This is a genomic window from Rhizobacter koreensis, from assembly GCF_013366375.1.
Lineage (GTDB): Bacteria > Pseudomonadota > Gammaproteobacteria > Burkholderiales > Burkholderiaceae_C > Schlegelella_A > Schlegelella_A koreensis.
In genome coordinates, this window is the sequence record NZ_JABWMJ010000007.1 from 222,475 (window position 1) to 243,405 (window position 20,931).

Genomic DNA, 20,931 nt, shown 5'->3' on the forward strand with positions numbered 1-20,931 from the left:
GATTCTGGCACGGCTCGCGTGCGTCGCCGGCATTTCCCTTCGGATCGCGCGAGGGCGGCCGTGGGGGTCGAGAACCGTCTCCGCTCGACGCGACAGCCCGCCCATCCGCATGCGCGTCGTCGGTCGACGTCGACCCGGCGTCGCGAGCCCGCGCAAGGCAGGCAGCTCCCGCCGCCGGCGCTGCGGTCCCGGCAGCAGTCACGGGAAACGGACGCCGAAGCGTCCCTGACATGGCTGCGTGAGCCAACGAGGGGCGGGGCAACGCCCTCGCCCGCGGCGACTCAGTCGGTGCCAAGGGTCTTCGGCGGGGTTCGGCGCCGACTTTGATTGATAATCGTTCTTATTTAGACGGCACCAATTGCGACCATGACACCGCGTTCCGAACGCTCGCTGGACAGCCTCCCGATCGGCGCCGCCGCGCGTGTGGCCCGGGTGGTCGCCGCGTCGCCCGATGTCGACGCGGTGGCGCTGCGCCGTCTCGGCGAGCTCGGCTTCATTCCCGGCGAGCCGGTGCAGCTGCTGCACCGCGGCCCCGGGGGTCGCGAGCCGCTCGCGGTGCTGATCGGCGAGACGATGTTCGCGCTGCGCCTGCTCGAGGCGCGATGCATCGAGGTCGAAGCAGCCTGATGGCGGCGTCCGTCAACAACACCGCCGCGGCGCCCTGGAGCGTCGCCCTCGTCGGCAATCCGAACTGCGGGAAGACGGCGCTCTTCAACCTGCTGACCGGCGCGCGTCAGAAGGTCGCCAACTACGCCGGCGTCACGGTCGAGCGCAAGGTCGGCACCACGCGTCTGGCGAGCGGGCGCAGCGTCTCGGTGATCGACCTTCCGGGCGCGTACAGCCTGTCGCCGGTCACGCCCGACGAGCAGGTGACGCTCGACGTGCTCGAGGGCAGGCGCGAGGGCGAGGCGGTTCCGGACGCCATCGTCGCGGTCGTCGACGCGACCAACCTGCGCATGAACCTGCGCCTGGTGCTCGAGCTGCGCGAGCTCGGCCGACCGATGCTGGTGGCGCTCAACATGGCCGACGTCGCGCGCGCCGAAGGGCTCTCGATCGACGTCGACGCGCTCGCCGCCGAGCTCGGTTGCCCGGTCGTCGAGACGGTCGCGGTGCGCCACGACGGCCACGTCGCCCTGCTCGCGTCGCTCGAGGGTCAGCTCGGCCGCGCCATCGCCGCCGCGCCGACATCGCCGCGCCCCGGGCGCCGCTCGGCCGCCGAGCTGCAGCAGGACGTGCGACGCATCCTCGGGCGCGTCGCCCCCGACGCGCCGGTGCGGGCGCGCTTCCAGCACCGCATCGACGGCGTCGTCATGCACCCGGTGTGGGGGCTCGTGCTGCTCGCGGCCGTGCTGTTCCTGATGTTCCAGGCCGTGTTCTCGTGGGCCAACCTGCCGATGGACGCCATCAAGGCGGTGATGGCGGGCGCCGGCGCGTGGACCGGCGAGCACATGGCCGAGGGGCCGCTCAAGAGCCTGGTCGTCGACGGCGTGATCGCCGGCGTCGGCAGCGTGATCGTGTTCCTGCCTCAGATCCTCATCCTCTTCTTCTTCATCCTGCTGCTCGAGGACTCGGGCTACCTGCCGCGCGCTGCGTTCCTGCTCGACGGGCTGATGGGCAAGGTGGGGCTCTCGGGGCGCGCGTTCATTCCCCTGCTGTCGAGCTTCGCCTGCGCGATCCCGGGAATCATGGCGACCCGCACGATCACGAGCTGGCGCGACCGCCTCGCGACCATCATGGTCGCGCCGCTGATGACCTGCTCGGCGCGCCTCCCGGTCTACGCGCTGCTGATCGGCGCGTTCGTCCCCGACCGCGCCGTCGGCCCGTTCAACCTGCGCGGCATCACCCTGTTCGTGCTCTACGTCGCCGGGGTCGTGTCGGCGATGGCGATCGCCTGGGTGCTCAAGCGCGTCTGGATGAAGAGCCGCTACCAGCCGCTGATGCTCGAGCTGCCGCCCTACCGCGTGCCGAACCTCCGCAACCTGGGGCTCGGCCTCTGGGAGCGCGCGATGATCTTCATGCGCCGGGTCGGTGGAATCATCTTCGCGCTGATGGTGCTGCTGTGGTTCCTGTCGAGCTTCCCGGCGCCGCCCGAGGGCGCGACCGGGCCGGCGATCCAGTACAGCGTCGCCGGCATGATGGGACGCGCGCTCGAGCACGTGTTCGCGCCGCTCGGCTTCAACTGGCAGATCTCGATCGCGCTGGTGCCGGGCCTCGCGGCACGCGAGGTCGCGGTCGGCGCGCTCGGCACCGTCTACGCCATGTCGGGCGGCGACGAGGTCGCCGACGCGCTGACCCCGGTGATCGCCGCCGGCTGGCCGCTCGCCACCGCGTTCGCGCTGCTCGCGTGGTACGTGTTCGCGCCGCAGTGCATCTCGACGCTCGCGGTGGTGCGCCGCGAAACCAATTCGTGGCGCTATCCGCTGCTGATGGCGGGTTACCTGTTCGCGCTGGCGTACGTGGCGGCGTTCGCCACCTATCGCATCACGCTCTGGCTCGGAGGCTGACATGGCCCAGACGATCGTCGTCGCCCTGCTCGTGACCGCGTGCGCGGTCTACGCCATCTGGACGCTGCTGCCCGCGGCGGCACGGCGCGCCCTCGCGCGCCGCCTCGCGGACGTGCCGGCGCCGGGCGCCGTGCGCGGCTGGCTGCGCGCGCGCGCCGTCGCGACCAACGCCTGCGGCTGCGACGGCTGCGACAAGGCGCCGGGTGCGCCGAAGGCGGCTGGAGGCGATGCGGCCGGCGCTCGCGGCACCGTGACGGCGCAGCCGATCCGGATCCATCGACGCGTGACGCGCTGAGGCTGCGGGCGCTCCGCTCGCCCCGCGCCGCTACGCCTTCGGCGCGATCCCCATCGCCTTGTCGCCGAGGCCCAGCGGCAGCGGAAAGTGAACCGACTCGATCGCGCCCGGCAGGCTGCGGATCGAAACGGCGCCGAGCGCGCGCAGGCGCTCGATGACCTGCTGCACCAGGATGTCGGGGGCCGACGCGCCGGCGGTGAGGCCGACGCGACGCTTGCCGTCGAACCAGGCCGGATCGAGATCGTCCGGGCTGTCGACCATGTAGGCGTCGGTGCCGAGGCGCTCGGCGAGCTCGCGCAGGCGGTTGCTGTTCGAGCTGGTCGGGCTGCCGACGACGATGACGACGTCGACCGACGGCGCGAGCAGCTTGACCGCGTCCTGGCGGTTCTGCGTGGCGTAGCAGATGTCCTGCTGCTTGGGCTCGCGGATGCCCGGAAAGCGGCGCTTGACGGCAGCGACGATCTCGGCGGCGTCGTCGACCGACAGCGTGGTCTGCGTCACCACCGCGAGCGGCCGGTCGGCCGGCACCGTCAGGCGCTCGACGTCCTCGACGTCCTCGACGAGGTGGATGCCTTCGCTCAGCTGCCCCATCGTGCCCTCGACCTCGGGGTGCCCCTTGTGGCCGATCATGATGAAGTCGTAACCCTCGCGGTGCAGCTTGGCGACTTCGACGTGGACCTTGGTCACGAGCGGACAGGTCGCGTCGAACACGCTGAAGCCGCGCGCCGCCGCCTCCTGGCGGATCGCCTGCGAGACGCCGTGCGCGCTGAAGACGAGCGTCGCACCGGCGGGAACGGCGTCGAGCTCCTCGATGAAGATCGCGCCCTTGGCCTTGAGGTCCTCGACCACGTAGGTGTTGTGGACGATCTCGTGGCGCACGTAGATCGGGGCTCCGAACTTCTTGAGCGCGCGCTCGACGATCTCGATCGCGCGGTCGACCCCGGCGCAGAAGCCGCGCGGCTCGGCGAGCACGACCTCCTCGACCCCGCTCACGGGAGCGGCAGCGAGAGCGCCGATGGATGGTTCGATGGTGGTCAGGGTCACAGCACGCCGATCAGCTGCACGTCGAAGCGGACCGGCCGCCCCGCGAGCGGGTGGTTGAAGTCGAAGGTCAGCGTCTCGTCGTCCACCTCGCGGATGACGCCGGCGTAACCGCCGCCGCCGTCGGGTGTGGGGAAGCGCACCACGTCGCCGACCTGGTAGCCGCCCGCCCCGTCGCCGAGGCGCTCGACCATGGCGCGGCCGACCCGCTGCACGAGGTCGGGGCTGCGCTCGCCGAACGCCTCGCCGGGCGCGAGCTCGAAGGTCGCCGATTCGCCTTCCGCCATGCCGACGAGGCGCGCCTCGATGGCCGGCGCGAGGTCGCCGGTGCCGAGCGAAAGCGTCGCTGGCTGGCCGGCGAAGGTGTCGACCACCGCCTCGCCGTCGGGCCCGCTGAGGCGGTAATGAAGGGTGAGGAAGGACCCCGGCGTCACACGATTCAAGGGGGGTTCGGCCGCAGGGCCGCTTGGTAGACTGGCCAGCGATTTTACGAGGCACCCCGCGCGCCGCCCGAAAGCTTCGATGGTGCTGAAGGACATTCCCGCCGACGCGCGCCCCCGCGAGAAGCTGCTGGCCCAGGGCGCCGCTGCGCTCGCCGACGTCGAGCTGATCGCGCTGCTGCTGCGAACCGGCGCCGCCGGCGTCTCGGTGCTGCAGCTCGCCGAGACGCTGCTCGCGAGCTGCGGCGGGCTCGCCGGCCTGCTGCACGCGGGTCCCGCGCAGCTCGCGCGCGTGAAGGGGCTGGGACCGGCCAAGCGCGCCGAGCTCGCCGCCGTCGTCGAGCTCGCGCGCCGCTCGCTGGCCGAGCAGATGAGCGCGGCGCCGGTTTTCGACTCGCCGGCGCGCGTCAAGGACTACCTGCGGCTGCAGCTCGGCGAGCGCGACCACGAGGTGTTCGCCGTGATGTTTCTCGACGCGCAAAGCCGGCTGGTCAAGCTCGAGGAGATGTTCCGCGGCACCCTCACGCAAACCAGCGTCTACCCGCGCGAGATCGTCAAGCGCGCGCTCGACCTGCAGGCGGCGGCGGTGATCCTCGCGCACAACCATCCCTCGGGCGCCGCGGAACCCTCGCGCGCCGACGAGTACCTCACCCAGACCCTGAAGAACGCCCTGCAGCTCATCGACGTCCGCGTGCTCGATCACCTGGTGGTCGGGCGCGGCGCGTCGGTGTCGTTCGCCGAGCGGGGGCTTTTGTGAAGCGCGCACCGGCTGCGAAAACGCGTCGCCTCGACGACCTCGGCGGGCTGAAGGCCGCGCTGCGCAGCGCGCGCGAGGAGGCCGCGGCGCAGGCGGCTGCCGAACGGGCGCGCGAGGCCGAGTCCAGGCGCGAACGCGAGCTCTTCACGCGCACGGTCGGCACGGTGGTGCCGCTGCGCAAGGTGGCGCCCACGGTGGTGCCGCGGCCGCGCCCGCCGGCCGTCGCGCAGCAGCGCAGGCGCGACGAGGAAGCCGTGCTCGCCGAGTCGATCTCCGACGAGTTCGACGTCGAGACGCTGCTCGACACCGACGACGCGCTGTCGTTCCGGCGCCCCGGCATCGGCGTCGAGGTGCTGCGCAAGCTGCGCCGCGGCGTCTGGGCGCTGCAGGGCGAGATCGATCTGCACGGCAAGCGGCGCGACGAGGCACGCGAGGCGCTCGCCGCGTTCCTGCGCGACGCGGCCGGCAACGGCGTGCGCTGCGTGCGCATCGTGCACGGCAAGGGTCACGGCTCGCCCGGGCGCGAGCCGGTGCTCAAGGCCAAGGTCAAGACCTGGCTGGTGCAGCGCAAGGAGGTGCTGGCGTTCGTGCACGCGCGCGCCGCCGACGGCGGCCACGGCGCCCTCATCGTGCTGCTGCAGCCGTCGCGAGCCGGCGGCGCGGCGGCCGGCAAGGACTGACGGCCGCCCTCGCCGTCAGCCGAGCAGCCGACCGGCCGCCTGTCCGACCGCGAACGCCGCCGGCGAACCCGGCGTGAGCTCGAGCAACAGGCTGCGCTTGAGCACGGCCTCGCGCACCAGCGGGTCGATCGGGATCTCGCCGAGCAGGTCGAGCGCCAGGGGCTCGCCGTTCAGAGGCTTGTGCGGCACGACGAAGCGGTCGACCACCAGCTGCAGCTGGTTGCGCACGGTGCGCCCCTCCCCGGGCGCGCTGACCTGGTTGACGAGCACGCGGACCCAGCGGCGCTTCTGCTGCACCGCCAGCACCTTGATCGTCGCGTAGGCGTCGGTCATGGACGTCGGCTCGGGGGTCGCGACGACGAGCACTTCGTCGGCGAGCGAGACCGCGTAGAGCACCACGTCGGAGATGCCGGCGCCGGTGTCGAGCAGAATGCGGTCGTAGCGCGGCGCGAGCGTCTCGATGACCTGCACGAGCTGCTCGCGCACCTCGGGCGTGAGCCGCGAGTACTCGATCAGCCCCGAGCCGGCGAGCAGCACCGAGAAGCCACCGGGCGCGGGCAGGATCGCGTCCTCGACCGGGACGCCCTTGGTGAACACGTCGTGCAGGGTGACCTTGGGCACCAGGTTCAGCACCACGTCGAGGTTCGCGAGGCCGAGGTCGGCGTCGAGCACCAGCACGCGCTCGCCGCGCCGCGCCAGCGCGGCAGCCAGGTTGGCGGCGACGAAGGTCTTGCCGACGCCACCCTTGCCGCTGGTGATGGCGAGGATCCTGGCGCGGCTCATTCGAACTCCGCGAACTGCGAGGTGCCGAACAGCAGGCCCTTTTCCTCGGGGCTCACGATCGACACCGTCGGCTGCTCGAGGCACGAGCGATTACGGCCTTCCGACTTCGCCCGGTAGAGCTGCTGGTCGGCGCGCTCGACCCAGAGTTCGGCCGACGAGCGCACCCACTGCGGCGCGAACGCCCCGCCGACGCTCACCGACACCGAAACGCGCTGGCCGGGCCCGATCGCCACCGGCGACAGCAGCACGCTTTCGCGGATGCGTTCGGCCACGATGCGGCCGAACGCCGGCGCGCAGTTCGGCAGGATCATCGCGAATTCCTCGCCGCCGTAGCGCGCGACGGTGTCCATCGGACGGATGCAGTCGGCGAGCACGCGCGCCACCGACTTGAGCACCAAGTCACCGCTGGAATGACCGAAGGTGTCATTGACTTTCTTGAAGTGATCGATGTCGATCAGCAGCACGAGCGCCGGTTCGCCGGCGCGCGCGACGCGGTCGACCTCGCTCGCGAGCGCCATCTCGAAGTGGCGCCGGTTGGCCAGCCCCGTGAGCGGATCGCGGCTCGAGAGCTGGCACAAGCCGTTGATCACGTCCTGCAGCCACGCCGTGCTGCCCGCCGTCGCGGTCGGCGACAGCGCGTAACCGGATTGCTGAAGCAGTTGCAAAGCCCCGTCCAGCCGCAAGGCGGTGACGTCGCTCGGTTGGAATTCTTTGAGGAATTGCACGAAGGTCGGCGCGGGGCGAATCAGTCTAGCGACAGAGGTCGTGAATGCTGGCGTGAAAAGCGGACGCAATCCAGGGTTGTTGAAGGCCACGCGGTGGGGCGTTGTTGCGGCGCGTCGCGGGCGCGAACGCCTGCACGTTCGACGTGCCGTCGCGGCCGTCGCGCAGCGGGCCGACGGCGGCGACGGCGCGGCCGGACGCCCGCCGACTCACGCCGGCAGGAACAGCGACTGCAGGTCGCTCAGGAAGTCGAGGCCGCGCGCGGTCGGCCGCACGCGCACGAAGTCGCGCTCGATCAGCCCCTTGCGCTCGGCCTCTTCGAGCGGCCCGGCGATGCTGCCGAGCGGCAGCCCCGTGCGCTCGCCGAAGCGCGCCAGCTCGAAGCCGTCCACCAGGCGCAGCGCGTTCAGCATGAACTCGAACGCGAGCTCGCTGCGCCGCACCTCGCTCTCCTGCGAGAGCGCCGCGCCGGCGAGCGCGCCCTCCATGTAGCGGACCGGATCGCGCCAGCGCACCTGGCGGATCACGCGGTGCGCGAAGCTCAGCTTGCTGTGCGCGCCGGCGCCGATGCCGAGGTAGTCGCCGAACTCCCAGTAGTTGACGTTGTGCACGCAGCGGTGCCCCGGCCGCGCGTACGCCGACACCTCGTAGCGCTCGAGTCCTGCGTCGGCGGCGCGCGCGGTGATCGCGTCGAGCATGTCGAACGCGAGATCGTCGTCCGGCAACGGCGCCGCCGGCGCGCGCGTCGCGAACAGCGTGTTCGGCTCGATCGTCAGGTGGTAGATCGACAGGTGCGGCGGCACGAAGCCGATCGCGCGCGCGACGTCGGCCTCGAGCTCGGCCATCGTCTGCCCGGGCAGCGCGTACATCAGGTCGAGGTTGAAGGTCTCGAACGCAGCACGCGCCTCGGCGACCGCCGCCGCCGCCTGCTCGGCGTCGTGAACGCGGCCGAGCGCGTGCAGCTTGGCGTCGTCGAAGCTCTGCACGCCGATCGAGAGCCGCGTGACGCCGGCCTGGCGATAGCCCCGGAAGCGATCGCGCTCGAAGGTGCCGGGGTTGGCCTCGAGCGTGATCTCGCAGCCCGGCTCGAGTGCGACTCGCGCGCGGATGTCGGCGATCAGCCGGCCGATGGCCGTCGGCGAGAACAGGCTCGGCGTGCCGCCGCCGATGAACACGCTCACCACCCGACGGCCCCAGATGAACGGCAGCGCCGCCTCGAGGTCGGCGCAGAGGGCGTCGAGGTAGCGCTGCTCCGGCAGCTCGTCGGGGCCGGCGACGCCGACGGGCAGCGCATGCGAGTTGAAGTCGCAGTACGGGCACTTCCTCAGGCACCACGGGATGTGCACGTAGAGCGAGAGCGGCGGCAGCGCGCCGAGCGCGATCGTGCCCTCGCGCATGTAGCGCGCGAGCCGCTCGGCAGGGCTGCCATCGGGGGCAGCCGGCGTCTGCTCGGCGATCGGGATCACGGCGCGCCCCGGCGCGTCACGCGGTCGGCGGCCCGATGCGCCACGCCTCGGCGATCAGCTCGCGCATCGCGGCGGCGGCGCGCGCGCGGTGGCTGTGCCGGTTCTTCGTGCCGGCGTCCAGCTCGGCGACGCTCGTGCCGAGCGCGTCGACGAACACCAGCGGGTCGTAGCCGAAGCCGCCGCTGCCGCGCGGCGCGTCGAGGATGCGCGCGTCCCAGCGTCCGATCGCGACCAGCGGTTCGGGGTCGTCGGCGTGGCGCACCGCGACCAGCGTGCTGACGAAGCGGGCGCGGCGATCGGCCGTGCCGGACAGGCGTTCGAGCAGCAGGCGGTTGTTGGCCGCGTCCTGCAGCCGGCGCCGCGCCTCGCGCTCGGCACCTGCGGGCGCCTCGACGCTGCCAGCGTAGACGGCCGACTGCACGCCCGGTTCGCCGCCGAGCGCGTCGACGCAGAGGCCCGAGTCGTCGGCGAGCGCCGGCAGCCCCGCTGCGCGCGCGGCATGCCGTGCCTTCGCGAGCGCGTTCTCGATGAAGGTGAGGTGCGGCTCTTCGGCCTCGGCGATGCCGAGCGTGCCCTGCGCGACGAGCTCGACGCCGGCCGGCGCGAGCAGCTGCTGCAGCTCGGCGAGCTTCTTGGCGTTGTTGGACGCGACCACGACCCGGCGCGGCGTGCTGGCGGGCGTTGTCCCCATCGTCAGCGCGCGAGCCCGAGCGCCTCGCGCTGGCGCATCACGAGCTCGGCGATGCCATCGCGCGCGAGGTCGAGCAGCGCGTCCATCTCGGCGCGCGAGAAGGGCGCGCCCTCGGCCGTGCCCTGCAGCTCGACGAAGCCGCCGGAGCCGGTCATGACGACGTTCATGTCGGTGCCGCACGCCGAGTCCTCGACGTACTCGAGGTCGAGCAGCGGCGTGCCGTCGACGATGCCGACCGAGACGGCAGCGACCGCGTCGCGGATCGGCGAGCGCTGCAGCTTGCCTTGCGAGTGCAGCCAGCTCACCGCGTCGTAAGCGGCGACGAAGGCGCCGGTGATCGCCGCCGTCCGGGTGCCGCCGTCGGCCTGCAGCACGTCGCAGTCGAGCGCGATCGTGCGTTCGCCCAGCGCGCCGAGGTCGAACACGGCGCGCAGCGAGCGCCCGATCAGGCGCTGGATCTCCTGGGTGCGGCCGCTCTGCTTGCCGCGCGCGGCCTCGCGGTCGCCGCGCGTGTGGGTGGCGCGCGGCAGCATGCCGTACTCGGCGGTGAGCCAGCCCTCGCCGCTGCCGCGCTTGTGCGGCGGCACGCGCTCCTCGACCGAGGCGGTGCACAGCACCTGGGTGTCGCCATAGGCGATCAGCACCGAGCCTTCGGCGTGGCGCGTGAAGCCGCGGGTGATGGTGACGGGGCGCAGCGCGTCGTGTGCGCGGCCCTGGGTTCTCTGGAAGGTCATTGCCGGATTGTCGGCGAGCGGCGCGGCCGCGTCGCCGGCAGGGCGGCGGTCAGGTCTTCTTGTGCTGCGACGAGCGCTTGATCGCCTCGTTGATCTCGCGGATCGAGCGCTCGATCTCGGCATCGTCGAGCTCGTCCGGCTCGTCGGTGCCGAGCACGCCGGCCTGGATCGTCGACGCGAAGACGGCGTCGCCGAGTTGCTGGGTCTGGATGCCGCTGCTGCCCTGGCTGCCGCCGACGCCCTCGAACTCGACGGCGATCACCGACACGTTGTCGCTCTTGGCGCCGCCGTTGCGGAGCGCCTGCTCGACCAATTCGGGCACCGAATCGGAAATGGCAAGCGAGGCGAGCTGGTCGGTGATCACCGCGTCGGTGACGCTGCCCCAGAGGCCGTCGGAGCAGAGCATGACGCGATCGCCCGGCTGCAGCATCACCGGCCCGACCGTGTCGACCACGGGCTTGCCGGGGCTGCCGAGGCAGGTGAACAGGACGTTCCGGTTGTAGCGGTCCGGCATCGGGACCACCTGGCTCATGGTCTGCTGCAGCTCGCTGTACGAGTGATCGCGGGTCCGGGCGATCAGCTTGTCGCCGCGCACCAGGTAGAGCCGCGAATCGCCGCAGTGCGCCCAGTACGCCTCGTTGCCCTGCAGCACGCAGGCGACGATGGTCGTGCGCGGCGTGTCGAGCAGCGCCTTCTGGGTGGCGTAGCGCAGCAGCTGGTGGTGACCGGCGACGATCGCCTCCTGCAGGAAGCGCAGCGGGTCGGGAAGGGTCGGTTTGCACTCGCGCTGGAACATCGCCGCGAGCATCTGCAGCGAAAGCTGCGAGGCGACCTCGCCTTCCGGGTGACCACCCATGCCGTCGGCGAGCGCGAAGAGGCCGGCTTCGCGGGTATAGCAATACCCCATGCGGTCCTCGTTCTTCTCGCGGCCGCCGCGCCGGCTGATCTGATAGACCGAGAAGCGCATGCTCATGCGGCGTCTCCCGCCGCCTGCCGGGCGGCCGCCGTGCGCCGCGCGTGCGGCGGTTCGATGCGGCTCATCGTCAAGCCTTGGCCGTCAGGTTCTCGAGCTGGAGCTTGAGACGTTCGCTGAAGCTGAGCTTGGTGTACTGGCGCTCGGTCTCGCGCGAGAGCTCCTTCTGCAACGCGAAGACGCTCTGCGGGCGCGACAGCGGGTCGAGCGACATGCACCACTCGGTGACCTCGATCAGGTTGTCCGAGTAGACGTTGCGCAGGCGCGAGAGGCTGAGCGCGAGGCGGTCCTTCTCGATGCGCTGGGGTGCATCGTTCGGCGGATAGCCCTGCATGCAGGCGTAGACGCAGGCGCCGATCGCATAGATGTCGGTCCACGGCCCCAGCGAGCCGTCGCGGCGGTACATCTCGGGCGCGGCGAAGCCCGGCGTGTACATCGGCCGGATGAAGTTGCCTTCCTTGCTCAGCACCTCGCGCGCCGCACCGAAGTCGAGCAGCACCGCCTTGTTCTCGTTGGTGATGAAGATGTTGGCCGGCTTGATGTCCAAGTGCAGCATCTTGTGCTGGTGGACGATTCTGAGCCCGCGCAATATCTCGTCGAACAGCGAACGAATTGTCGATTCCCGAAACACCTTGTCACGCTTGAGGTCGCGTGCGGTGACGATGAAATCCTGCAGGGTATCGCCCTGCAGGTAATTCATCACCATGTAGACGGTTTCGTTCTCGCGGAAGAAATTGAGCACCGAGACCACGCTCGGGTGCGATATCTGGGCGAGCGAACGGCCTTCCTCGAAGAAACTCTTGAGGCCGAGCCGATAAAGCGGCTGCTTTTCCGGCTTGACGCGCGGCGTCAGCTCCCCGGGCGAGCGCTCGGCCAGCGACGACGGCAGGTATTCCTTGAGGGCGACCAGGTGGCGGTCGGCGTCCTCGCAGAGGTAAACCACCCCGAAACCGCCGGCGGCGAGTTTCTTGATCACCTGGTAGCCGCCCACCACCGTGCCCGACGGCAGAGGCGCTGGTTTCGGCTTTGACATAATGACCGGTTTGAGGGCGAAAGCGGCATGGCAGTTTACAGCATGACCGGCTATGCGAATGTCGGCGCCGACGGGGATCCCGGCCCAGCGGCAGCATTGCACGGTCCGGGCGCGAATCGCGATATCGACGGCGCGCCCGGCGCGTCGCTCTCGGTCGAGATCCGCTCGGTCAACGGTCGCTTCCTCGACCTCGCATTCAAGCTGCCGGACGAGTTCCGCACCCTCGAGCCGCAATTGCGCGAGCTGATGACCGCCCGCTTCAAGCGCGGCAAGATCGAGCTGCGCCTCACGAGCCGCAGCGACGCCGACCCCGCGGCGCGTGCGCCGGAGCCGGCGCAGCTTGAGCGGTTGGCGCAGCTCGAGTCGCTGGTGACCGCCCGCCTCAAGCACGCGCGCGGCCTCACCGTGTACGAGGCGCTGCAGTGGTGCCGCGGCGGGGCGCCGGTCGAGCGCGCCGACGACGGCCGTGCCCTTGCACTGGCGGCGCGCTGCATCGAGAGCCTAGCGCAGGCGCGGGCCCGCGAGGGCGCCCGCCTCGCCGCGATCCTGCTCGAGCGGGTCGAACTGCTGCGCTCGCTCGCGGACAAGGCCGAGCCGCTGGTCCCGGCGGCGGTGCAGCGCCAGCAACAGCGCTTCCTGGAACGCTGGAACGACGCGCTCGCGGCGAGCGGCGCCGCCGACACCGTGTCGCGCGAGGCCAGTGTCGAGCGCGCCCTCAACGAGGCGGCCGCCTACGCGATCCGCGTCGACGTGGCCGAGGAGCTCGGGCGCTTGCGCTCGCACCTCGACGAGCTCACGCGGCTCATCGACGCCGGCGGCGAGATCGGCAAGCGCCTCGACTTCCTGATCCAGGAGCTGCTGCGCGAAGCCAACACGCTCGGCTCGAAGTCGTCGTCGTTCGAGATGACCGCGATCGCGGTCGACATGAAGGTCGCGATCGAGCAGCTTCGCGAGCAGGTCCAGAACGTCGAGTGACGTGCATCACGGCGCCGGCGTCGCCTGCGCCCTTAGACTTTCGCCCTTCCCGAAACCGCCCCGCGCCAGCGCCGCGGGCCCTGATGGACTATCCCGGCAACCTCTTCGCAATAGCGGCGCCGAGCGGCGCAGGCAAGTCGAGCCTCGTCAAGGCGCTGCTCGAACGCGACTCGGACCTCATGCTGTCGATCTCGCACACGACCCGTGCGCCGCGCGGTCAGGAGCTCGACGGCCGCGAATACCACTTCATCGATCCCTCGACGTTCCGCACGATGATCGCGGCCGAGCAGTTCGTCGAGTGGGCCGAGGTGCACGGCAATCTCTACGGCACGTCGAAGGCGGCGATCGCCGACCGCATCACGCTCGGCCACGACGTCGTGCTCGAGATCGACTGGCAGGGTGCGCTGCAGATCAAGCGCCTGTTCCCGAACGCGGTGCTGATCTTCATCCTGCCGACCAGCTGGGACGAACTCGAGAAGCGCCTGCAGCGGCGCGGCGAAGACGGTGACGAGGTGATCGCGCGCCGCATGGCGAACGCCCGCGAGGAGGTCTCGCAGGTCCGCCACTTCGACTTCGTTATAATCAACGCCCTGTTCGACGCGGCGCTCGCGGACCTTATCGCGATCGTCCACGCGCAGCGGCTGCGCTACGCAGCGGTTCGCAGGCGCAGGCCCGCCGTGTTCGCCGCCCTCGATCTCTGATCGGGCGCTTCTTTTCCACTCCTCGGCTGCCGCGCCGGCCCCTGGCGCGTCGATCGTCATTCCAGGATCCCTCGCATGGCTCGCATCACCGTCGAAGACTGCCTCAACAAGATCCCGAACCGTTTCCAGCTGGTGCTCGCTGCGACCTACCGCGCGCGCATGCTGAGCCAGGGTCACGCGCCGAAGGTCGACACCAAGAACAAGCCGGGCGTCACCGCGCTGCGCGAGATCGCCGCCGGCGAGATCGGCCTCGAGATGCTGCGCAAGGTTCCGGTCTGACCTTCCCTCGCGGGGCCTGAGCCGCCCCGGGTGCGCAGGGCCGCGCCGGCAAAGACCAGCCCGCCGCCCCTCCGGCGGATTGGCGCTAAATTCAGGGCATGAGCCCGCCCTCCTCCGCGCTGCACGAAGCGCCCGCGACAGCCGGCAAGCGTGCACCGGCAGGGCTCCACGCGGCGCATGCGCCGACCCCTCCCGCTCCCCCGTCCGACGCCGCCGCCGCGTCGTTCGATGCGCTGACCGGGAAGCTCGATTACATGGACGCCGCCGACATCCGGCGCGTCCGCGACGCCTACCGCTTCGCCGACGAGGCGCACCTCGGGCAATTCCGCGCCAGCGGCGAGCCGTACATCACGCATCCCATCGCGGTCGCGGGCCTGTGCGCCGAGTGGAAGCTCGACGTGCAGGCGATCATGGCCGCGCTGATGCACGACGCCATGGAGGACTGCGGCGTCACCAAGCCCGAGCTGATCGAGCGCTTCGGCGCGCCCACCGCGGACCTCGTCGATGGTCTGACCAAGCTCGACAAGCTGCGCTTCTCGACCCGCGAGGAGTCGCAGGCCGAGTCGTTCCGCAAGATGCTGCTGGCGATGGCGCGCGACGTTCGCGTGATCCTCATCAAGCTCGCCGACCGCCTGCACAACATGCGCACGATGGACGCGGTCGAGCCCGCCAAGCGCAGCCGCATCGCGACCGAGACGCAGGACATCTACGCGCCGATCGCGCACCGCCTCGGGCTCAACCAGACCTACCGCGAGCTGCAGGAGCTCTCGTTCAAGCACCTGCACCCGTGGCGTCAGGCGGCGCTCTCCAAGGCGGTGCTGAAGGCGCGCGGCTATCGGCGCGACATCGTCGACCGGGTGCAGCGCGACGTCGAGAAGGCGTTCGCGCAGGCCAAGCTGGAAGCCCAGGTGTTCGGGCGCGAGAAGACGCTGTTCTCGATCTACCGCAAGATGCGCGAGAAGCACCTGACGTTCGCGCAGGTCAACGACGTGTTCGGCTTCCGCATCGTGGTCTCGACGCTGCCCGAGTGCTACCTCGCGCTCGGCGTGCTGCACCAGCTCTACAAGCCGATGCCCGGCCGCTTCAAGGACTACATCGCCATCCCGAAGGGCAACGGCTACCAGTCGCTCCACACCACGCTGGTGAGCCCGCTCGGCACCGCGGTCGAGTTCCAGATCCGCACCGAGCCGATGCACGCGGTGGCCGAGAAGGGCATCGCGGCGCACTGGCTCTACAAGACGCACGGGCAGGCGCAGGAGGCGCAGCGCGTGGGCGCGATGTGGCTGCAGTCGCTGATCGACATCCAGGACGAGACGCGCGACGCCAGCGAGTTCCTCGAGCACGTCAAGATCGACCTGTTCCCGGACGAGGTCTACGTCTTCACGCCGCGCTCGAAGATCCTGGCGTTGCCGCGCGGCGCGACACCAGTCGACTTCGCGTACGCGATCCACTCCGACGTCGGCGACCACTGCGTGGCCGCCAACGTGAACGGCGAGCCGGTCGCGCTGCGCACCGTGCTGCGCAGCGGCGACGTGGTCGAGATCATCAGCGCGCCGAACGCCCGGCCGAACCCGGCCTGGCTCAACTTCGTCTGCACCGGCCGGGCGCGCTCGCGGATCCGCCACTACCTCAAGAACATGGAGCTCGAGGAGTCGCGCGACCTCGGCGAGAAGATGCTGGCCCAGGCGCTGCGCGCCAAGGGTCTCGAGCTGCCGGGCGACGAGCCGCTGGAAGCGCAGATCTGGCAGCAGCTGCTGCGCTGGAGCGGCAACCGGGCGCGCGACGACCTGTTCACCGACATCGGGCTCGGCCGCAAGATCGCGACCATCGTGGCGACGCGCCTGGCCCGCCTGCTTGCCGAGCACGGGGTCAAGCCGGACGCGCTCACCCTCACCAAGGGCCGCTTCGCGGTCGACGACGTCGCCCCGGCACAGGGCCACGTGCTGATCGACGGCAGCGAGGGCGCCTCGGTGCAACTCGCGCCGTGCTGCCGGCCGATCCCCGGCGACACCATCGTCGGCAACCTGGGCCGCGGCGAGGGCCTGGTGGTGCACACCGCCGAATGCAGCGTCGGCAAGCGTCTGCTCGAGCGCGACAGCGAGCGCTGGATGGGCGTCGACTGGGCCGAGCAGCCGATTCGCGCGTTCGAGACCGCCGTGACGCTGCTGGTGCGCAACGGCAAGGGCGTGCTCGCACAAGTGGCGTCGTCGGTGAGCCACGCCGAGGCCGACATCACGCACATCGACATGGGCAACGACCCGGCCGCCGAGACCACCGAGCTGACGCTGCTGCTGAGCGTGCGCGACCGCCTGCACCTCGCGGAAGTGATGCGCACCTTGAAACGCTCGGCGCCGGTGCTGCGCGTCGCCCGCGTCAAGCCCTGACGCGCGGCGGGCGGCGCCCGCCTCAGCCGAGCCAGCCGAACACCAGCGGCATCAGGAACGCCGCGAGCACCACCTGCAGGCCGAGCGCGATGCCGGCGTAGGCGCCCGCGTCGGGATCGACCTGGAGCGCGCGCGCCGCGCCGATGCCGTGCGCCGCGGTGCCGATCGCGAAGCCCCGCACGGCGAACGAACCGATGCCGAGCGCGTCGAACAGGTACTTGGCCGAGAGCGCGCCGACCATGCCGGTGACGACCGCGAACACCGCGGCAAGCGCGGGAACGCCGCCGATGCGCTCGGCGATGCCCATGGCGACGGGCGCGGTCACCGACTTCGGGACGAGCGAACGGATCACGTCGAGCGGCAGCCCGAGCGCCCAGGCGAGCCCGACCGCGACCAGCGCGGCGGCCGCGCCGCCGGCGAGCGCCGCGAGGGTCAGCGCGACGCCGCGCCGGCGTACCTCGGCGCGGCGCAGCCAGAGCGGCCACGCCAGCGCGACCACCGCCGGGCCGAGCAGCACGTGGACGAACTGCGCACCGGCGAAATACGTCGGGTACGGCGTGCGCGTCGCGACGAGCACGACACCGATCGCGACCACCGACCAGAGCACGGGATTGGCCCACGGCGGCCGGCCGAGGCGCTCGTAGAGCCCTTGCGCGATGCTGTAGGTGAGGAGCGTCGCCGTCAGGCCGAAGAGCGGCGTCGACGCGAGGTAGACCCAGAGCTGGACGAAGTCAGCCACGCCCGGCCTCCCCGGTTGTTCGACCGTCGCGCAGCAGCGCGCGCAGCACGAGGGCGGTGACGGCCATGCCGACCCAGGTCGACAGCACGATCACCAGCAGCAGGCGCAGCCCGTACTCCGAGACGACGTGCAGGTGGGTGATCACGCCGGCGCCGACCGGCACGAACAGCAGCGAGAGGTGCGCGAGCAGCACGTCGGCGGCGGCGCCGACCGGCACCCGCACCGCGTCGACGCGCAGCGCCACCAGCAGCAGCAGAAGGCCGAGCACCGGCCCCGGCACCGGCAGCGCGAAGGCCCGCGCGATCGCCTCGCCGACCGCCTGCAGCAGCAGCAGGTAGGCGACGCCGCGCAGGGCGTTCATGGATTGATGGCTCGCCGGTCGCCGCAGGCGCGGGGCCTGCGGTCGTCGGCGCTCAGCCGGCCCGCGAGGTCCGCCCGGGGTGGCAGCCTGGGTCGAAGCGACGACTGGACGAGGGCAACGGCGCGCACGCTGCGATGATCGCCCAACGGCGCGTCCGGCGTGGCGACCCGCGCGACGTGGAACAAGCCCCGCGCCCGGCCCGCCGCATGTCCCGAGGCGCGCCACCTTGACGCTCGTCCGATCAGAATGTCCCTCAGCGCACCACCAAGGAGGCCCACTCATGGCGCTCTATCGCTTGCAGGGACACGCCCCGCAGGTCGCCCACTCCGCGTTCATCGCCGCCGAGGCGACACTGGTCGGCGAAGTGATCGTCGGCGAACACGCGAGCGTCTGGTTCGGCGCCAGCGCGCGCGGCGACAACGAGCCGATCCGCATCGGCGCCGCGAGCAACATCCAGGAAGGCGCCGTGCTGCACGCCGACCGCGGCTCGCCGCTCACGATCGGCGCCAACGTGACGGTCGGGCATCAGGCGATGCTGCACGGCTGCACGATCGGCGATGGCTCGCTGATCGGCATCCAGGCGGTGGTGCTGAACGGCGCGGTGATCGGCCGCGAATGCCTGGTCGGCGCCGGCGCCATCGTCACCGAGCGCAAGGTGTTCCCCGATCGCTCGCTCATCCTCGGCGCACCCGCCAAGGTGGTGCGCCAGCTCGGCGAGGAGGACGTGGCACGGCTCGCGCAGAGCGCGCGCGGCTACGTCGAGCGCGCCGCGGCGTGCCGCGACGGCATGGAGCGGGTCGGCTGATGGACGCCGGCACCGACAAGCCCGCCGCGAGTGGCGAGACCGGGATCGACCCGCGCTACCTGCACGACTGGAGCGGACTCGAGCGCGGCACGCCGCGCGTGCTGCACCGGCCGCGCAGCACCGAAGAGGTCGCCGCAATCGTCGCGGCGTGCGATCGGGACGGCTCGAAGATAACCGTGCAGGGCGGCCTCACCGGCCTCGCCGGTGGCGCGGTCCCGGCCGACGGCGACGTCGTCATCAACCTCGAGCGCATGAACGCGATCGAGCACGTCGACAGCCTCGAAGGGATCATGCAGGTGCAGGCCGGCGCCACGTTGCAGCAGGTGCAGCTCGCAGCCGAGGCGGCCGGCTGGTACTTCCCGGTCGACCTCGGCGCGCGCGGCAGCTGCCAGGTTGGCGGCAACGCATCGACCAACGCCGGCGGCATCCGCGTGATCCGCTACGGCACGATGCGCGACGCGGTGCTCGGCCTCGAGGTCGTGCTCGCCGACGGCAGCGTCGTCACGTCGTTGACGCGGCTCGTCAAGAACAGCGCCGGGCTCGACCCGCGCTTTCTCTTCATCGGCTCCGAAGGCACGCTCGGCATCATCACCCGGCTCACCCTGCGCCTGCAGCCCAAGCCCGGCGACACCGTCACCGCGTTCGCTGCGCTGCCGAGCCTCGACGGCGTGACGAGCCTCCTGCGCGACCTGCGGCGCGCGCTCGGGCCGTCGCTCAGCGCGTTCGAGTTCATGTCGACGCGCTTCGTCGACCTGTCGCTGCGGCTCACCGGCGTTGCGCGACCTCTGGAAACCGCGGCGCCCTGGTACGTGCTGCTCGACGCCACCGGCGCACCCGGAGCCGACGTCACGCCGGCGCTGCACCAGGCGCTCGAGCACGCGATGGCGGACGGACTGGTCGCCGATTGCGCGGTGGCCGCGAACGGCGCTCAAGGCCAGCGCTTCTGGCGCGTGCGCGAAGGCATTCCCGAGATCCTCACCGAGCTCAAGCCGCTGATCAACTTCGACGTCGGGCTGCCGTGGGTCGAGACCCGCGGCTTCATCGAGCGCGCCGAGGCGACGCTCACGGCGCGCTTTCCGGAGGCGACGCACCTCTTCTTCGGTCACCTGGGCGACAACAACATCCACGTGGTGAGCGGACCGCATCGCCCCGTGGACTTCCACGCCGTCGACGAAATCGTCTATGGCGAGCTGCACGGGCGGCGGGCGACGATCAGCGCCGAGCATGGCATCGGCTTCATCAAGAAGCCGTTCCTGCACGTCACGCGCAGCCCCGAGGAGATCGCGCTGCTGCGGCGCCTGAAGACGGCGCTCGACCTGAACGCCACGCTGAATCCGGGGCGTGTCTTCGATTGACCCTGCGCGGCGCGCCATCCGCGGCAGCGGGTGGCACGCCCGGCCGATCTGCGCGAGGATCACGGATCGCCGCCCTTGCGCGCACCTGACCAGACGGAGAGCTTCCTGATGACCGATTCACCCGAGAACCCGATGGGCCTGATGGGCTTCGAGTTCGTCGAATTCGCGGCCCCCGAGCCGAACACGCTCGAACCGATCCTCGAGCGCCTCGGCTTCACCCACGTGGCGACGCACCGCTCGAAGGACGTCGTGCTGTACCGCCAGGGCGACATCAACTTCATCGTCAACCGCGAGCCGAAGAGCTACGCCGCCTACTTCGCCGCCGAGCACGGCCCGTCGGCCTGCGGGCTCGCGTTCCGCGTGCGCGATTCGCACAAGGCGTACGCGCGTGCGCTCGAACTCGGCGCCCAGCCGATCGACCTGCCGACCGGGCCGATGGAGCTGCGCCTGCCCGCAATCAAGGGCATCGGCGGCGCACCGCTCTACCTGATCGATCGCTTCGAGGACGGCAAGTCGATCTACGACATCGACTTCGAGTTCATCGAGGGCGTCGAGCGCCGCCCGTTCGGTCATGGCCTCAAGTGCATCGACCACCTCACGCACAACGTCTACCGCGGGCGGATGGCGTTCTGGGCCGGCTTCTACGAGAAGCTGTTCAACTTCCGCGAGCTGCGCTACTTCGACATCGAGGGCGAGTACACCGGCCTCACCTCGAAGGCGATGACCGCGCCTGACAACAAGATCCGCATCCCGCTGAACGAAGAATCGTCGAAGGGCTCCGGCCAGATCGAGGAGTTCCTGATGAAGTTCAACGGCGAGGGCATCCAGCATGTCGCCTTGCTGACCGACGACATCCTGGCCACCATCGACGGCCTTGCGATGGCCGGCGTGCCGCTGATGACCGCCCCCAACGACGTCTATTACGAGATGCTCGAGGAGCGCCTGCCCGGCCACGGCCAGCCGATCACCGAGCTGCAGACGCGCGGCATCCTGCTCGACGGCAGCACCGACCCGGTCACCGGCCGCACGCGCCTGCTGCTGCAGATCTTCTCGGAGGCGCTGTTCGGCCCGGTGTTCTTCGAGTTCATCCAGCGGAAAGGCGACGAGGGTTTCGGCGAAGGCAACTTCAAGGCGCTGTTCCAGTCGATCGAGCGCGACCAGGTGCGGCGCGGCGTCATCGCCACCGCCTGATCGCGGCGCCAATAGGCAGCG

General features: G+C 70.9%; 23 protein-coding genes. 12 read left to right on the forward strand and 11 right to left on the reverse strand.

Translation table 11 applies throughout. The features are described from left to right. The first annotated feature begins 366 nt into the window (after positions 1-366). Genes HQN59_RS16000 through HQN59_RS16010 form a run of 3 tightly spaced genes read left to right on the forward strand, consistent with a single transcriptional unit; the run spans position 367 to position 2,799 of the window. Positions 367-627, forward strand: coding sequence for a FeoA family protein (locus HQN59_RS16000; RefSeq protein ID WP_176070117.1), 261 nt, complete (start codon positions 367-369; stop codon positions 625-627). Further along, positions 627-2,504 (forward strand): ferrous iron transporter B, encoded by a 1,878-nt coding sequence (gene feoB / locus HQN59_RS16005; protein ID WP_176070118.1) that lies wholly within the window; start codon positions 627-629, stop codon positions 2,502-2,504. The genes HQN59_RS16000 and feoB overlap by 1 nt, the downstream gene beginning before the upstream one ends. Position 2,505: 1 nt before the next feature. Next, positions 2,506-2,799, forward strand: a complete 294-nt coding sequence (locus HQN59_RS16010) for a DUF6587 family protein (protein WP_176070119.1) — start codon at positions 2,506-2,508, stop codon at positions 2,797-2,799. Positions 2,800-2,829: 30 nt separating this feature from the next. Here HQN59_RS16010 and ispH read toward each other — a convergent pair whose 3' ends face one another. Next, on the reverse strand, positions 2,830-3,837 hold the full coding sequence (gene ispH, locus HQN59_RS16015) for a 4-hydroxy-3-methylbut-2-enyl diphosphate reductase (protein WP_217704181.1): 1,008 nt from the start codon (positions 3,835-3,837) through the stop codon (positions 2,830-2,832). Between the two features lie 2 nt (positions 3,838-3,839). Then, a complete protein-coding gene (locus tag HQN59_RS16020) occupies positions 3,840-4,283 on the reverse strand; it encodes an FKBP-type peptidyl-prolyl cis-trans isomerase (RefSeq protein ID WP_246294950.1) in 444 nt (147 codons plus the stop codon). A gap of 79 nt (positions 4,284-4,362) precedes the next feature. Between HQN59_RS16020 and radC the strand changes: the two genes are divergently transcribed. Then, complete coding sequence (gene radC, locus HQN59_RS16025; RefSeq protein ID WP_176070121.1) at positions 4,363-5,037, forward strand: RadC family protein; 675 nt, start codon at positions 4,363-4,365, stop codon at positions 5,035-5,037. Then, a complete protein-coding gene (locus HQN59_RS16030) occupies positions 5,034-5,717 on the forward strand; it encodes a Smr/MutS family protein (protein WP_176070122.1) in 684 nt (227 codons plus the stop codon). Before radC ends, HQN59_RS16030 begins: the two co-directional genes overlap by 4 nt. Before the next feature lie 15 nt (positions 5,718-5,732). Here the strand turns inward: HQN59_RS16030 and HQN59_RS16035 are convergent, their stop codons facing one another. The 7 genes from HQN59_RS16035 to HQN59_RS16065 all read right to left on the reverse strand — a co-directional run bounded on the left by HQN59_RS16035 (position 5,733) and on the right by HQN59_RS16065 (position 12,120). Continuing rightward, positions 5,733-6,500 carry a MinD/ParA family protein gene (locus HQN59_RS16035; protein WP_176070123.1) on the reverse strand — a complete coding sequence of 256 codons (768 nt, stop codon included), beginning with the start codon at positions 6,498-6,500 and terminating at the stop codon, positions 5,733-5,735. After that, on the reverse strand, positions 6,497-7,165 hold the full coding sequence (locus HQN59_RS16040; protein ID WP_342451223.1) for a GGDEF domain-containing protein: 669 nt from the start codon (positions 7,163-7,165) through the stop codon (positions 6,497-6,499). The genes HQN59_RS16035 and HQN59_RS16040 overlap by 4 nt, the downstream gene beginning before the upstream one ends. 267 nt (positions 7,166-7,432) lie before the next feature. Continuing rightward, positions 7,433-8,689 carry a radical SAM family heme chaperone HemW gene (hemW, locus tag HQN59_RS16045; protein WP_425342734.1) on the reverse strand — a complete coding sequence of 419 codons (1,257 nt, stop codon included), beginning with the start codon at positions 8,687-8,689 and terminating at the stop codon, positions 7,433-7,435. A 16-nt stretch (positions 8,690-8,705) separates the two neighbouring features. Then, complete coding sequence (locus tag HQN59_RS16050) at positions 8,706-9,380, reverse strand: non-canonical purine NTP pyrophosphatase (protein ID WP_176070124.1); 675 nt, start codon at positions 9,378-9,380, stop codon at positions 8,706-8,708. Between the two features lie 2 nt (positions 9,381-9,382). Then, the gene (gene rph, locus HQN59_RS16055; RefSeq protein ID WP_176070125.1) at positions 9,383-10,114 is read right to left on the reverse strand and encodes a ribonuclease PH; all 732 of its coding nucleotides are present in this window, start codon (positions 10,112-10,114) and stop codon (positions 9,383-9,385) included. Positions 10,115-10,163: 49 nt separating this feature from the next. Beyond that, positions 10,164-11,081 carry a PP2C family protein-serine/threonine phosphatase gene (locus HQN59_RS16060; protein WP_176070226.1) on the reverse strand — a complete coding sequence of 306 codons (918 nt, stop codon included), beginning with the start codon at positions 11,079-11,081 and terminating at the stop codon, positions 10,164-10,166. Between the two features lie 76 nt (positions 11,082-11,157). Next, complete coding sequence (locus tag HQN59_RS16065; protein ID WP_176070126.1) at positions 11,158-12,120, reverse strand: serine/threonine protein kinase; 963 nt, start codon at positions 12,118-12,120, stop codon at positions 11,158-11,160. 27 nt (positions 12,121-12,147) lie between these two features. Here HQN59_RS16065 and HQN59_RS16070 point away from each other — a divergent pair, with 27 nt between their 5' ends. The 4 genes from HQN59_RS16070 (at position 12,148) to HQN59_RS16085 (ending at position 16,459) form a co-directional block, all read left to right on the forward strand. Next, positions 12,148-13,095, forward strand: a complete 948-nt coding sequence (locus HQN59_RS16070) for a YicC/YloC family endoribonuclease (protein ID WP_176070127.1) — start codon at positions 12,148-12,150, stop codon at positions 13,093-13,095. Positions 13,096-13,178: 83 nt separating this feature from the next. Next, a complete protein-coding gene (gene gmk / locus HQN59_RS16075; protein WP_176070128.1) occupies positions 13,179-13,796 on the forward strand; it encodes a guanylate kinase in 618 nt (205 codons plus the stop codon). Between the two features lie 75 nt (positions 13,797-13,871). Then, positions 13,872-14,075, forward strand: a complete 204-nt coding sequence (gene rpoZ / locus HQN59_RS16080; protein WP_176070129.1) for a DNA-directed RNA polymerase subunit omega — start codon at positions 13,872-13,874, stop codon at positions 14,073-14,075. Positions 14,076-14,173: 98 nt separating this feature from the next. Then, a complete protein-coding gene (locus tag HQN59_RS16085) occupies positions 14,174-16,459 on the forward strand; it encodes a RelA/SpoT family protein (protein ID WP_176070130.1) in 2,286 nt (761 codons plus the stop codon). Between the two features lie 22 nt (positions 16,460-16,481). On the opposite strand, the gene HQN59_RS16090 is transcribed toward HQN59_RS16085, so the two are convergent. After that, the gene (locus HQN59_RS16090; protein ID WP_176070131.1) at positions 16,482-17,198 is read right to left on the reverse strand and encodes an LrgB family protein; all 717 of its coding nucleotides are present in this window, start codon (positions 17,196-17,198) and stop codon (positions 16,482-16,484) included. Next, a complete protein-coding gene (locus HQN59_RS16095) occupies positions 17,191-17,559 on the reverse strand; it encodes a CidA/LrgA family protein (protein WP_176070132.1) in 369 nt (122 codons plus the stop codon). The genes HQN59_RS16090 and HQN59_RS16095 overlap by 8 nt, the downstream gene beginning before the upstream one ends. Before the next feature lie 280 nt (positions 17,560-17,839). Between HQN59_RS16095 and HQN59_RS16100 the strand changes: the two genes are divergently transcribed. The 3 genes from HQN59_RS16100 to hppD all read left to right on the forward strand — a co-directional run bounded on the left by HQN59_RS16100 (position 17,840) and on the right by hppD (position 20,910). After that, entirely contained in the window at positions 17,840-18,364 is a 525-nt protein-coding gene (locus HQN59_RS16100; RefSeq protein ID WP_176070133.1) for a gamma carbonic anhydrase family protein, read from the forward strand. Beyond that, entirely contained in the window at positions 18,364-19,719 is a 1,356-nt protein-coding gene (locus HQN59_RS16105) for an FAD-binding oxidoreductase (RefSeq protein ID WP_176070134.1), read from the forward strand. Before HQN59_RS16100 ends, HQN59_RS16105 begins: the two co-directional genes overlap by 1 nt. Before the next feature lie 108 nt (positions 19,720-19,827). Then, on the forward strand, positions 19,828-20,910 hold the full coding sequence (gene hppD, locus HQN59_RS16110; protein ID WP_176070135.1) for a 4-hydroxyphenylpyruvate dioxygenase: 1,083 nt from the start codon (positions 19,828-19,830) through the stop codon (positions 20,908-20,910). Positions 20,911-20,931 lie beyond the last annotated feature (21 nt).